This window comes from Asticcacaulis sp. W401b (assembly GCF_046503825.1).
Taxonomy (GTDB): domain Bacteria; phylum Pseudomonadota; class Alphaproteobacteria; order Caulobacterales; family Caulobacteraceae; genus Asticcacaulis.
Genome location: NZ_JBKFEE010000002.1, coordinates 312676 through 325937 on the forward strand (window position 1 = coordinate 312676; position 13262 = coordinate 325937).

A 13262-nucleotide genomic window follows, 5' to 3' on the forward strand; every position below is an offset into this window, starting at 1 on the left:
TCAGTCGCCAAGAAGCGATTAGCCTTCCGAAGCTTCCTCAGCGGGGGCGTCTTCAGCGGCCGGAGCGGCAGCAGCGGCTTCGGCTTCGGCCTTGGCAGCGGCTTCGGCGTCCAGACGGTCCTGCTCGCGCTGAGCGCGCTCGGCGGCGCGTTCCTGAGCCTTCTTGCCCGGCGTACCCTTTTGCGGGTTGTTGCCGTGTTCCCACTTCACGAGACCTTCCTTCGACAGGAAGCGCGCGACGCGGTCGGTCGGCTGAGCGCCCTTCTTGAGCCAGTCGGCGATGACTTCGGTCTTCAGGGTGACGCGGTTGGCATCGTCCTTCGACAGCATCGGGTTATACGAACCGACCTTGGCGATGAACTTACCGTCGCGCGGAGCGGCGGCGTCAGCGATGACGATGTGGTAGTACGGGCGCTTCTTGGAGCCACCGCGGGCCAGACGAATTTTCAGCATGATAAGATCCTTTGATAGGCTGAGTTTCGAGTGAGGGGGTTATTTCTTTTTGGGGTCAAACGGGTTAGCCCCGCCCAGCCCCGGAAGCGAATTGCCGAGCCCCGGCAGGCCGGGCAGGCCATTAGGAAGACCATTGGGCATGTTGGGAAGTTTGCCCGCGCCGAGCTGCTTCAGGCGCTCGAAATCGGCGCCCATATTGTCGCCGATGGCGGGGTTGTTTTCGAGCTTTTTGCCCATCTGCTGCATCTGGGCCATGTTGGGCATGTTCCCCAGCCCCAGCATCTTGGCCATATTGCCCATGCCCTTGCCGCCGTTACGGGCCATCATCTTGAAGACGTCGGCCATCTGACGGTGCTGTTTCAAAAGGCGGTTGATTTCCGCCACATCGACCCCGGCCCCGGCGGCGATACGGCGCTTACGCGACGCATTGAGCAGGTCAGGCTTTTTGCGCTCCAGCTTGGTCATCGAGGAGATGATGGCGATCTGACGGTCGAACATCTTGTCCGAGATGTTCATCTCGTCCATCTGCTTCTTGACCTTCTGCACGCCGGGCAGCAGGCCCATAATGCCGGTCATGCCGCCCATGCGCTTCATCTGACCGAGCTGATCGGCAAGGTCGTTAAGGTCGAACTGCCCCTTGGACAGCTTCTTGGCCATCTGCTCGGCCTTGGCCGCGTCAAGCTCCTGCGCCGCCTTTTCGACCAGGGCCACCACGTCGCCCTGACCCAGAATACGGCCGGCGATACGGCGGGCGTCGAAGACATCCAGCGCATCGACCTTTTCACCCGAACCGGTGAACTTGATCGGCAGACCGGTGACGGCGCGCATGGACAGCATAGCCCCGCCGCGTCCGTCGCCGTCCACGCGGGTGAGGATCAGGCCGGTCAGCGGCAGGCGGGCATGGAAGGCTTCGGCTGTGCGTACCGCGTCCTGACCGGTCAGCGAGTCGGCCACCAGGAAGGTTTCGACCGGGTTCGAGAGGCTGGCGATCTCGGCCGCTTCGGCCATCAGGGCTTCGTCCAGCGTCGTGCGACCAGCGGTGTCGAGGATCAGGACGTCATAGCCCTGAAGCTTGGCCGATTGCAGGGCGCGGCGGGTGATTTCCACCGCGCTTTGACCGGCGATAATCGGCAGCACATCGACGCCCACCTGTTCGCCCAGCAGTTTCAACTGCTCCATGGCGGCCGGGCGGCGGGTATCGAGCGAGGCCATCATGACCTTCTTGCGCTCAAACTTCGACAGGCGCAGCGCCAGCTTGGCCGAGGTGGTGGTCTTACCCGACCCTTGCAGACCGGCCATCAGGATGACGGCGGGCGGCACGGCGGCGAGATCGATCGGGGTCGGCTCCTCGCCGCCCAGCATGTCGATCAGGCCGTCATAGACGATCTTTACCACCTGATCGGCGGGTTTGACCGCCTTGATGATGGCTTCCCCGGCGGCCAGTTCGCGCGCCTTGGTCATGAACTGACGCACGACCGGCAGGGCGACGTCGGCGTCGAGCAGGGCGACGCGGACTTCGCGCAGGGCTTCGTCAACGTCCTTTTCCGAAAGGACGCCGCGGCCACCCAGACGGTCGAACAGACCGGATAAGCGCTCGTTCAGCGAGTCGAACATGCTTCTATTGCCCTATAAATCGGTATCGGGACCGTGCCTTTCGCAAAACAAAAAGACCCCGAGAACGCAACGCGTCGTCGGGGAGCCTCCGGTCCCCGTCCGATAGAAATGATCGGGGTCGTGACCTGAGAGGTTTGGTGTGCAAAAGGCGTGGGTCGCCTGAATGTTGCGTTCCTATGGAGTTTGGCGCAACGAGAGTCAAGGCATATCTGGTGGCAGCGGGAGGGGTTCCATAGAGATATGTGACGCTCAAATGAATTTTTTGCAACTGCACAACAAAGGAGTCGAACAACAACCAAGGATTAACCAGCGCCGACAGACACTACCATTATCCAACCTTTTAAACCTCTGTATCGTCCCATCCTTGGCCCTGAAAAGTTAGTCATGCATTTTATTCATAGAATCACCGATTTTCTGAATACACGGCTGAGTATCGCCGGTCGGTTGAGCCTTCTGACGATGTTGCTGTGCATTCCGTCTCTGTGGCTGGGCGTAATGCTATACAACACCCATGTCCAGCAGACTCGCTCGACTGAGAAGGAAGAACGCGGTGCGGAATATATGAATGGGTTGTGGCGGGCGGCGATAGAGGGTCTGCGCGACACACCACTATCGGATCAGACGACAGCTCGTCTGAAACAGGCAGCGGCTTCCTCCCAGGATATCTCCCCTCTGGATGCCGAGGCCTTGTCGCGTTTCAAGCCCAAAGATGTGTATCTGACCGTGAACGAACTCATGGACGTGGTGGTTGATAGTTCCGGGCTGATTCTCGACCCCGAACTCGACAGCTTTTACGTCATGGATGCGGTTATGGTCGGGCTGCCTGAAGCGGTATCCTCGGCAAGGACGGTGTACGAAAAGCGCGAAGCAGACCGCACTGGAACAGATTATCTTCTTACCGCTATTTCGTTCAGCAATGCCGTCAAACGTGTCGGGGCGTCTCTGGAACGTTCAGGCCAATACAGAATTTCAGGTAGTCTTCCGGAAATCTATGCGGGCAGGCTTCAGGCGATGAATGCCGCTGCAGATCAGTTTTCGGCTAACCCTTCCAAAGAGAACTGGGACGGTTTGCTCAAGTCCCTAGATGACGTATTTGAGGCGGGGGCCTCCGATTTTCAAGACCTGATGGCGGCACGTATCGTTCGGTTGCAAAAAGAGATGTGGCGCAATATCGGACTGGCGCTGCTGGTTGCCGCAGGAGCGCTGATCATCGCTACGAGCATTGCCATAGGGCTTTCACACCGGCTCAAGCGGCTGACCCAAGTGATGCGTCAGTTGAGCAAGGGTGAGACGGACACGGATATTCCTTATCAAACCGATCGTCACGAAACGGGAACCGTTGCCCACACCCTTAACCTGTTCCGGGAGCAGATTATCGAAAGTGAGTATTTGCGCACGCAGCAGGACGCCAACACAAAAGAAGCGGCTGAGCATCGTCGCCGCCTCGTGTTGAGTACGGCGGACAGTTTTGAAAACACCATCATGGTTGTGGTCGATCAACTTCAGAAAACCGCAGAGGCGCTGGGCGGTCAGGCGGAGCATCTGAACGACGATGCCGAAACATCCTCTAAGCAAACTCAGGTCGTGGCCCGCGCCATGACCGAGGCGAGCAACAATGTGCAGTCTGTGGCCAGCGCGACAGAGGAAATGGCCGCATCGGCCAAGGCCATAAGCCAACAGGCAGAACTAGCCTCGGTTGCGGCAGACAGGACCGCTGAACAGGCCGAACGAACGGGAGAGGTTGTTAAGGCCCTTATCGAATCGGCGGCCCGTATCGGGGACGCTGTAGCCCTCATTGGCAAGATAACGTCGCAAACCAATCTTCTGGCGCTGAATGCTACGATTGAGGCCGCGCGCGCCGGTGAGGCTGGCAAGGGCTTTGCGGTCGTTGCCACAGAGGTCAAGGCGCTGGCGCAACAGACTGCACAGGTCAATCAGGAAATAGGAGCCCATGTTTCTGAGGTACAGGCCATCGGGCAGCAGGCGGCTTCCACCCTGACCAGTATCGCTGATATGGTTTTCGACGTTAAGGCCCAGTCACAGGCTATCTCGGAAGCCGCCTATCAGCAAACCTCGGCAGTGGGTGAAATTTCACGTTCAACGGCACAGATAGCCACCTCAACCGGACACATTACGGTGTCGATAGAAGAGGTGGGTCGGGCGACGGATCGCACAGGCAAAAGCGCACAAACCACCCTTGCCGAGGCACGGCGCCTAGCGGATCAGGCCCATAACTTGCGTGCCGAAGCTCTCGGCTTCCTGAAGAATATCCGCGCCGCTTAACTTAGATATGTATTGAATAGCTGGGCTCTCAGCGCCTCGGCGGACCAGCGGGCGCTTAGCCGTGCAGGCGTGGCGCGGGCGGCCGCCATTTTTGAAGTGCGGGCTGTGGGGTCGGACACCAGACGGCGCAGACTGTCTGCTGCTGCCTGTATATCGGGTTCGGCCCACACCTGCGCCGGGTTGCGCGGCAAGGCGCTGTAGGGGCCGTCCGGATCATCGAGCGGCACCGGACGCGCCGGGACCGGATAGCCATTGTCCGGGGTGAGGAAATCATTGCCCGTACCTTCGGTGGCGATCACGGCGACACCGGCGTTCATCGCTTCCAGCAGACCGAGGCCGAACCCTTCGGCCCGATGCAGGGACAGGAAAATATCGACCGAGGCCATCAGCCGGTACATGTCTTCGTCGCTCAGGCGTTCGGATAACAGGCGAATATCCGGACGGTTAGCGATCCGTTCGCTTAGTCGGGTCTGTGTGACAGTATCCAGAGACGAGGCTTTCAGCGTCAGGGCCGCATGAACCGCGGGCTCCGGAAACGCCGTCAACCACGCTTCAATCGACGCCCACGGGTTCTTCCGCGCAGGCGATGAATTGACATCGAACAGGCTCAAGACTTCACAGCGATCCGGGCTGAGGCCGAAACGCGCGCGGTCGGCCTGCGGCGGCGAGGAGAGCAGGGGGTGAGGCATGACGCGCAGCCGCCCGCACAGATCGTCCAGACCCTCGGCGCGCAAGGCCGCCGCCAGCGCTTCGGCCACATAGGCACTGGGCGTCCATACCTCGTGCAGCCAGCGCACCAGACGCGCCCACTGCGGCGGGGCGAGCGGCGTTTCCCATGCCCAGTAGCCGATGCGGTAGCGGTCGCGCCATTGATCAGACCGGTGCGTCATCAGCGCCACCAGAGCTTCCGGCGCATTGGCATGGATCAACCAGACGCCGCCCTTGCCGGGCAGAACCGCCTTCTGATCGAGGATATGACGGAAACAGGGGCGCAGATCGTGGCGTATGACCGCGTAGCCGGCGGCTTCGAACGCATCGGCGGTCAGGCGTCCCCCCCGGCCTATGCCCTGACTTTCATTGAAAAAACCGGAGACAACCAGAGGGCCTGACGACAGTCTGTCTGCACGCGGCCAGTGACCCATGCGCGTCAGAGCGATGGCTTCCAGACCACCATGAATTAGCGGCAGACGATATTTGAGAGGCAGGCGGCGCAGGATTGACATGCGCTCTGCTTAACCTATGGCGGCTACGGCTTAAAGCCCCAGCCAGCGGCGACGTTGCTGCCAATAGGTTTCAAACTGATCAGCGAGGCTCTGGTCGGCGAAGTTCACCACCTTGACCATGCCGGTTTCCTTGGTGTCGGAATGGATCGAAATGGAGTCGGCATCCTGCAGCGAGGCAGCCTCGACAAACTTGAAGAAAGCACCGAAAAAGGCGTCTTGTTCAGAGGGGCTGGCTATGTCGAATTGCAAGCTGATCACGACTAAAATCCCTTTTCCGCAAACCGTATGTAAAAAATTAGGCCTTGTAACCGGCCCTTATAAAAACATGTGCAGTGCACAATACGTAAATAAAACCCTAAAATACCGGGGGAGTCAAATAAGGCTGAGGTAAAAACTTGACGTGTGGCGTCAAGGCTTCATTCGGCTCATGCACGAGTCCGCTATGAAGTATGGGGGAAAAACGCCATTGTTTTCCCTCTTTAAGCGAATTTCACGTCTCCGTGAACGGATAAACCGCCTATAGCGGAATGATGCCTTTCGGAATCATTCCGCTCAAGCCGCCATTGAGGCGGCGGCCAAGGTGGCGAAGCCACCGCCCGGCGAGGGACTAAACAACAGGTTATTCAGCGGCCTGCGCTTTGTGACCGGGTTGCAGCAGCTTTTTGATGTTACGTGCCGCTTGCCGGATGCGGTGTTCGTTCTCGACCAGACCGATACGCACATAGCCTTCGCCATATTCACCGAAGCCAAGGCCCGGTGCGACGGCAACGTGGGCTTCTTCGATCAGCAGCTTGGCAAATTCGATCGAGCCTAAATGTTTGAACTTATCGGGAATCTCGGCCCAGGCGAACATCGACGCCGGGGGCGGCGGGATATCCCACCCGGCGCGCTTCATGGATTCGACCAGCACGTCGCGGCGCGACTTATAGGTGTTGCGGATTTCCTCAACATTGTCCTGCGGGCCGTTGAGCGCGGCGGCGGCGGCCACCTGCATCGGCGTGAAGCCGCCGTAATCGAGATAGGACTTCACGCGGGCCAGTGCGGCGCAGATGTCCGAATTGCCGACGACCATGCCGACGCGCCAGCCAGCCATGGCATAGGTCTTCGATAGCGAATTGATTTCGACCGAGCGCTTGATGGCCCCTTCCACCTGCAGGATGGAGGGCGGCGGGTTGTTTTCGAAATAGATTTCCGAATAGGCGATGTCGGACAGCACGATCAGGTCGTGCTTTTCGGCGATACGGATGACTTCCTTGTAGAAATCCAGATCAACCCACTGCGCCGTCGGGTTCGACGGATAGGAGACGATCAGCACCGACGGCGTGGGTACGGAGTGCTTCACCGCGCGCTCAATGCCCGACAGATATTGCTCCGGCGACAGGGCCGGGACGTGACGGATAACGCCACCGGCCATCAGGAAGCCGAAGGCGTGGATTGGATAGGCCGGGTTGGGGCAGATGACCGTATCGCCGGGGCCGGTAATGGCCATGGCGAGGTTGGCAAAGCCTTCCTTGGAGCCCAGTGTCGCCACGACTTCGGTATCGGGATTGAGCTTCACGCCGTAGCGGCGCTCATAGTAGCCCGCCATAGCTTTGCGCAGACCCTGCACGCCCTTGGACACCGAATAGCCGTGTGTCTTGGGTTTTTGGACCGTCTCGACCAGCTTGTCCACGATATGCGGGGCCGTATCCATGTCGGGATTGCCCATACCAAAGTCGATCACATCAGTGCCGGCTGCGCGCAGACGGGCCTTCACCTTGTTGACTTCTTCGAAGACATAAGGCGGCAGACGCCGGATACGGTAAAAATCGCGCATGATTGCACCTGAGAAAAGAACGTGACCGGAGGCGGTCTGAGAGGGGTTGATCGGGGTGAAAGACAAAAAGCCCGCAAGGTCGAAACGGACCTGCGGGCCAGACCATATGACTCATCAAACGTCGATTGTCATCCCATGAAAGGCGCCTTTTTCGGAAATTTTTGCGTTCTGTGAAAAATAATTTTGCGAACACCACATTAAAGTGATCCCTAAAGGGGTGCCATGCGGACAAAAAGATCAATCTGGCGGTGGGTTTTAGGGGCCAGTTTGGGCATTGGTGCCGTTATGGCGGTTATCGGATTCTAGTCTGAGCCGCGCAGCTTGGTGGTGTCGGAATTCGAAGTAATCACATCTGGTTGGCCACAGGACACGGCACCTCTGCGTGTGGCCGTACTGTCTGATATCCACGTTGATGCGCTTCATATGCCGCCTGAGCGGGTACGTCGCATTGCCGAGCAGGTTCGCGCGCTCAGACCGGATGTAATTTTGCTGGCCGGAGACTATGTCGGCGGCCACGGGCTCGAGGCCGGCCCTCCGCGTGCGGCGCGCTCACGCCGAAGTACGCAAGACAATGCCTTGCATGAAGAGGGCCTGAGGGCGCTGGATGATTTGAATGCGCCCTTGGGCGTTTACGCGGTGATGGGCAATCACGACTGCTGGTGGGATTGCCAGCGGGTGCGAGAGATATTGGCCGATACGCGGATACATTTTCTCGAAAATCAGGCGGCGCGGGTTATCCGCCCCGGCGGAGATGTGTGGATAGCAGGTCTCGAAGATGGTCAGACGCAAAGACCAGATTTTCAGATGGCCACAAAGACGATTCCGCAAGGTGCCGCCACCATCGCTCTTGTCCATAATCCCGGCCTGTTTGACTGGGCGTCCAATGTATTGCCGTTACAAATATCCGGGCACAGTCACGTAGGTCAGGTACGTTTCCCCCTTATCGGTGCACCGGTACGTGTCACCCGACATACCGAGGACACGGCGGATGGCTGGACTTCAGCGGGTGAGCGATTGCTGATCGTGACACGTGGCTTAGGGGAATCGGGTATGCCCGTGCGTTTTGGTGCACCCCCTCAGATCATGTTGCTTACTATTAGTCCGGGGCAACACTCGATGGTGAAGCCCGTGGCGACATATGCGCCTAAGACGAAGCGGTGAGACACTCAGGAAAACCGCTGGCGGTTTTCGGCCCATTCGGCGGGGGTCTGCCCCCAGATATCGACCGCCACATCGGCATAAGGGGGCGGCAGGCGGCCCGGTCCGCGGTTGGATGACCCCAGAGCCTGCGCCACGCGCTGAGAGCCGATATTGTCGGGCGCGATGGTGTGGATCAAGTCATCCCAGCCCAGAACCTCGAACACATAGTCGATGCAGGCGGCCGCCGCTTCGGTGGCGTAGCCCTTGCCCTGTGCCGAAGACAACAGGCCCCAGCCGACTTCGCGGGCGGGCCACTGATAGGGATAGAGAGGCCCGATGCGTCCCACCCACTCACCGGTTGCCTTTTCCAGAACGCTGAACATGTGAAAGCCGTCGAGCGCCCACGCCCCGGCGATGGCGCGCGTCACCCGCCAGGTCACGGCATCCGGCGTAACGCCGCCCAGATGCGTCATGACCTTCTCGTCGGACTGAAAGGCACAAAAGGCCGGAAAATCCTCAGCCACGGGTGGGCGGAGGATCAGGCGCGGCGTGTCAAGCGTCGGGCCAAGCGGCGAGGTGGTGGGCAAACGGGTCATGCTCCCGACTTAACCCCAGCAACCGGCCCTTGCCAGTGACAAATCGGTTATCTGGAGCGGTCGTTTCTACGGATTTCTCTTCCTGACAGCCAGAACGCATAAACCGTTCCCGAAAATTGCTGAGTTGCGGGAATCGTTATTTAATGCGCGCTATGCGTTATTGGCCGCCCCTCATTGTCAATGGCGTTGAAGTCGCTCTTTCGCACCTTGAACCCTTTGTGTTTCGGTGCGCAGCACGAGATGTGCTCGAACCTGTAGAGTTGAACGTTCGTTTCAATGATCATTGCTTTTCCAAGACCTATGATCCGACATTTCATACGCTCGCCGATGTCATACGCCCCAGCCATGCAGCAAAAACCGAGAGGCGCGTTTTTTGCCCTGATCGCTATGCACTCAGCCTTCACCTGCGGCGCATCATAGAAACATTGGGCGATAAGCGCGTGGCTTCAACCCGCGAAGGTAATCTGGTGCGTATGGAACTGGAAGACGGGCAGACCTATGCTATCTTCTTCACCTTACGCCGTACGAGAGGTCGTCGCATCGACTTGTTTGTGGTCAGTGCCTATCCGGTGGCGACGGGTAAGACGCCTGCTGATACCGGGGAAATGCGCTTTGATCTGGCGCTGGCCAAGGTGCTTCGCGGGGAAAAGCCAAAATTTCCCAATCGCAGATAAATAAAAAGGGCCTCCGAAGAGGCCCTTTCTGCATCTGGCAACCCTTTGATTATCCGGCTTTGCACCGAACCCTTGCGGGCGGGGGAAACTGTCTCAGCCAGTCTGTTTTCCGTTTGCCCAATGTACACGTTATGCGTACAAAAGTCAAGGAAAACCGCTTTTCCGAGGCTTAGGCCAGCGACGGGTCGATCGCCTTACAGGCTTCGATCAGGCCCTTCACGCTGTCCACCGACTTGGCGAACATGGCCTTTTCTTCGTCGTTCGTGGTGAACTCGATGACCTTTTCCGCACCGTCCTTACCGATCAGCACCGGCACCCCGACATAAAGGTCGTTCAGGCCATACTGACCCGTCAGGTAGGCGGCGCACGGCAGGACGCGCTTCTTGTCCTTCAGGTAGGAGGTGGCCATGGCGATGGCCGATTCCGCCGGGGCGTAGAAGGCCGAGCCGGTCTTCAAGAGGGCGACGATTTCGCCGCCACCGCCACGGGTGCGCTTCACGATGGCGTCCAGCTCATCCTGCGACAGGAAGCCGGCCTTCACGGCGTCCGGCAGAGGCAGGCCGCCAACGGTCGAGTGACGCACCATCGGGACCATGTCGTCACCGTGGCCGCCCAGCGTCCAAGCGTGGATGTCTTCGACCGAGATACCGGTCTTTTCAGCCAGGAAGTAGGCAAAGCGCGCCGAGTCGAGCACGCCCGCCATGCCGATGACCTTCGAGGTCGGCAGGCCGGAGAACTTTTGCAGCGCCCACACCATGGCGTCGAGCGGGTTGGTGATGCAGATGACAAAGGCATTCGGGGCGTATTGCTTGATGCCTTCGCCGACGGCCTTCATGACCTTCAGGTTGATACCCAGCAGGTCGTCGCGGCTCATGCCCGGCTTGCGCGGCACGCCGGCGGTGACGATGCAGACGTCGGCACCGGCGATATCGGCATAGTCGTTGGCGCCTTTAAGCGCGACGTCCTTACCGAACACGGCCGAGGCTTCGGCGATGTCCAGAGCCTTACCCTGCGGCACACCTTCGGTGATGTCGAACAGGACGACATCGCCCAGTTCCTCACGCGCGGCGATATGGGCCAGCGTGCCCCCGATCATACCCGAACCGATCAAAGCAATTTTGGCGCGTGCCATAAGCATTCCCTTTTCCATCTGAACCCACAGGGGGTGACAAAGATTAACGGCCCTCTAAACCCGTTAACGAGGCTTCGCAAGACCATGCGCTGCAACATTATGAAATGTGATGCGCAAATCCCGCAGGGGCTATACAGAGGAGGCCTTAATATTTTGCCTTATTCGCCTGCGAAAGACCGACCAATGGCTGAGTTTACCGTTGATCCGCGCATCGAAGCCGCCTCCGTCTGGATTGGCGAGCTGAGCCTGTGTCAGGTGCGTCTGCAAAAGGACGCGCGCTTCCCTTGGCTGGTGCTCCTGCCGCGCCGGGCGGGCCTGACGGAACTGACTGAGCTGAGCGAGGCCGAGCACGCCCAGCTACGCGCTGATTTGCATGTGGCCGAACAGATGGTGCGCCGCGCGGCGGAGGTGATGGGGCAGCCGGTCAGCAAGCTCAACATCGCCAATCTCGGCAATATTGTCGCGCAACTGCATATCCATCTGATTGCCCGCCACCCGCAGGACGCGGCCTGGCCCGGCCCGGTCTGGGGGTATGGCACGCCGGAAGCCTTTGCCCCGGCCCAGAAGGCAGAGGTGGTAGAGGCGCTCAAATCCCTTATTGTGCCTGCATGACCACCGGGGTGGCGGTGCCGGCGGGGTCGATCATCTGACCACGCCAGCGACCGTCGGGTTCGCGGCGCAGATCGAGGCGATAGCGCCCTCGGGAGGAGCCCGACTGATAGTCGAGCGTCAGGCGGTCATCGGCTTGCATGGCGCTTTCGATCAGGCCGGAGCGGTTAAGACCCACCCCGCCTTGCAGTGAGCGCCACGCCCCATCCACCTGAGCGCCGCCGCCGCGCAGGGCCAGCGACACCAGCTTGTCCCCCGTGAGCGACGACACCAGCCAGTTGCCTTCCAGATCGCCCGCCCGGCTCTGGCGCGCCAGAAGCCCGGAACGGATGCTGGAATCGTAGCGCATCTCCGCACCGGTCTTCTGGCCTTCGTAATCGCGGGCGTAGGCATCGACCGTCACCGCGGCCAGATTGCGCGGTGCAGCGGGCGTATCGACGGGTTTGCGCACCGCTTCGGGCACGCTCAGAGTCGGGGCATCGGCGGGGGTGGGTGAGGGGGTGACCGGCAGGGAGGTCGCCGCCACGACCTCGGCGGCCTTGTCCGGCGTCGGCGGGCTGACCGTGCGCGGCTCGACCTTTTCGGCGGTCAGGGTGGCATTGAGGTCAGCCTTGGGGGCGGGCGCGGTTTCGGGCTTTACCGTCGCCTGATAGGGGATGGGGGCCGTCGGAAGGTCCAGCTTGTCTTCGGTCTTCGGCGCAGGCTTTACGGTTTCCGATGAGGCCACAGGCGTGGGCGTTGGATTATGGGGTGCGGACTGACCGTCCACCTTGATCCTGGCACCGAACAGATCATCGACCGCCTTACCGGCGTCCGTGGTCAGCGCTGACGCGGCCTTCGTGGCCGGGGTTGTCGCAGGCCTGGGCTTTGGGGCTTGCGTCGTCTGAGCTACGGTCTTGTCCGCCGGTTTGGGGGCGGGGGTCCTGGCAACGGTTTTTGCAGGGGCGCTCAGGGTGCCGCTCGTGCGGCTGTCGTACTTGTCGCTCTTGTCCGGCATGACATAGGGCGTCCCCTTGGCCGAAGCTGTCGCGGTAACCTTTTCGCCGTCCTTGGCAGTGTCCGTCTTTTTGGCGATTTTGGAGGCCGTCGATTTTTTCGCTTCGGCGTCGGCTGTTTGCGTCGGCTTCAATTTGCCGCTCGGCTTACCGCTCTGGGCCGCCTTGCTCTTTTTCGAGTCCGTCTCGTCCTTCTCAGCGGTCTTTGTTTTCGCTGAGACCTTTGACTTTGCCGACGGCTTTTCGTTCTCGCTGACCTTGGCCGTGCCCGTCTTGCTCTTGGCGCTGCCCTGCGTTTTGGCCGCGTCCGCTGATTTGGCCGATTTGGGCGTCACCTTCGTCTCGGTCTTTGTCTTTGTCTCACCTTTGGCGGCAGAAGCGGCCTCATCGGCGCGAGCCGTGACACGCGCGGTGGCGGCGGCTGTACCGGCCTGAGCGGACGCCACCGGCAGGGTGAGGGCCGAAGAAAGAAGCAGAACCTTGAGAAGGGGATGGCGCATAGGCAAACGGGTCACGCTGAAAAACACCTGAACTACACTCTCTAACGCAGGGGAGACGGAAGTCTGTTCGCCAAAAAGGCGAAATCATCCCCCCTTACCCAAATCTAAGCGACCAACCGAGGCCGAAATGCGGCAATATGTCACGATGGCGCGTTTGTGAACCGCTCACAATATCGCTAACGCACGATCTGGTTTTCTCTTTTTCGGGCGACATACGTGTCTGAAAA

General features: G+C 59.9%; 12 protein-coding genes. 4 read left to right on the forward strand and 8 right to left on the reverse strand.

The genetic code is table 11. The features are described from left to right. Positions 1-18: 18 nt before the first annotated feature. Positions 19-453: a 30S ribosomal protein S16 gene (gene rpsP / locus ACK8OE_RS06150; protein ID WP_298327095.1), complete on the reverse strand. Its 435-nt coding sequence runs from the start codon at positions 451-453 to the stop codon at positions 19-21. A gap of 39 nt (positions 454-492) precedes the next feature. After that, the gene (gene ffh / locus ACK8OE_RS06155) at positions 493-2067 is read right to left on the reverse strand and encodes a signal recognition particle protein (protein WP_290794077.1); all 1575 of its coding nucleotides are present in this window, start codon (positions 2065-2067) and stop codon (positions 493-495) included. A gap of 384 nt (positions 2068-2451) precedes the next feature. Here ffh and ACK8OE_RS06160 point away from each other — a divergent pair, with 384 nt between their 5' ends. Next, positions 2452-4350: a methyl-accepting chemotaxis protein gene (locus tag ACK8OE_RS06160; RefSeq protein WP_410271826.1), complete on the forward strand. Its 1899-nt coding sequence runs from the start codon at positions 2452-2454 to the stop codon at positions 4348-4350. Here ACK8OE_RS06160 and ACK8OE_RS06165 read toward each other — a convergent pair. The 3 genes from ACK8OE_RS06165 to ACK8OE_RS06175 all read right to left on the reverse strand — a co-directional run bounded on the left by ACK8OE_RS06165 (position 4347) and on the right by ACK8OE_RS06175 (position 7392). Then, entirely contained in the window at positions 4347-5573 is a 1227-nt protein-coding gene (locus tag ACK8OE_RS06165; protein WP_410271827.1) for a glycosyltransferase, read from the reverse strand. The two genes, ACK8OE_RS06160 and ACK8OE_RS06165, sit on opposite strands and share 4 nt — an antisense overlap. A gap of 30 nt (positions 5574-5603) precedes the next feature. Continuing rightward, positions 5604-5831: a hypothetical protein gene (locus ACK8OE_RS06170; RefSeq protein WP_290794081.1), complete on the reverse strand. Its 228-nt coding sequence runs from the start codon at positions 5829-5831 to the stop codon at positions 5604-5606. A gap of 361 nt (positions 5832-6192) precedes the next feature. After that, a complete protein-coding gene (locus ACK8OE_RS06175; RefSeq protein ID WP_410272028.1) occupies positions 6193-7392 on the reverse strand; it encodes an LL-diaminopimelate aminotransferase in 1200 nt (399 codons plus the stop codon). 381 nt (positions 7393-7773) lie between these two features. Between ACK8OE_RS06175 and ACK8OE_RS06180 the strand changes: the two genes are divergently transcribed. Beyond that, the gene (locus ACK8OE_RS06180) at positions 7774-8550 is read left to right on the forward strand and encodes a metallophosphoesterase (protein ID WP_410271828.1); all 777 of its coding nucleotides are present in this window, start codon (positions 7774-7776) and stop codon (positions 8548-8550) included. A 5-nt stretch (positions 8551-8555) separates the two neighbouring features. Here ACK8OE_RS06180 and ACK8OE_RS06185 read toward each other — a convergent pair whose 3' ends face one another. Further along, positions 8556-9125 carry a GNAT family N-acetyltransferase gene (locus ACK8OE_RS06185; RefSeq protein ID WP_410271829.1) on the reverse strand — a complete coding sequence of 190 codons (570 nt, stop codon included), beginning with the start codon at positions 9123-9125 and terminating at the stop codon, positions 8556-8558. Positions 9126-9268: 143 nt separating this feature from the next. Here ACK8OE_RS06185 and ACK8OE_RS06190 point away from each other — a divergent pair, with 143 nt between their 5' ends. Next, positions 9269-9799, forward strand: a complete 531-nt coding sequence (locus tag ACK8OE_RS06190) for a hypothetical protein (RefSeq protein ID WP_410271830.1) — start codon at positions 9269-9271, stop codon at positions 9797-9799. 169 nt (positions 9800-9968) lie between these two features. Here the strand turns inward: ACK8OE_RS06190 and mdh are convergent, their stop codons facing one another. Continuing rightward, positions 9969-10931, reverse strand: coding sequence for a malate dehydrogenase (mdh, locus tag ACK8OE_RS06195; RefSeq protein ID WP_126421986.1), 963 nt, complete (start codon positions 10929-10931; stop codon positions 9969-9971). 183 nt (positions 10932-11114) lie between these two features. Here mdh and ACK8OE_RS06200 point away from each other — a divergent pair, with 183 nt between their 5' ends. Continuing rightward, positions 11115-11543 carry an HIT domain-containing protein gene (locus tag ACK8OE_RS06200; protein WP_410271831.1) on the forward strand — a complete coding sequence of 143 codons (429 nt, stop codon included), beginning with the start codon at positions 11115-11117 and terminating at the stop codon, positions 11541-11543. Here ACK8OE_RS06200 and ACK8OE_RS06205 read toward each other — a convergent pair. After that, positions 11527-13050, reverse strand: a complete 1524-nt coding sequence (locus ACK8OE_RS06205) for a hypothetical protein (RefSeq protein ID WP_410271832.1) — start codon at positions 13048-13050, stop codon at positions 11527-11529. The genes ACK8OE_RS06200 and ACK8OE_RS06205 overlap by 17 nt on opposite strands. Positions 13051-13262: the final 212 nt, after the last annotated feature.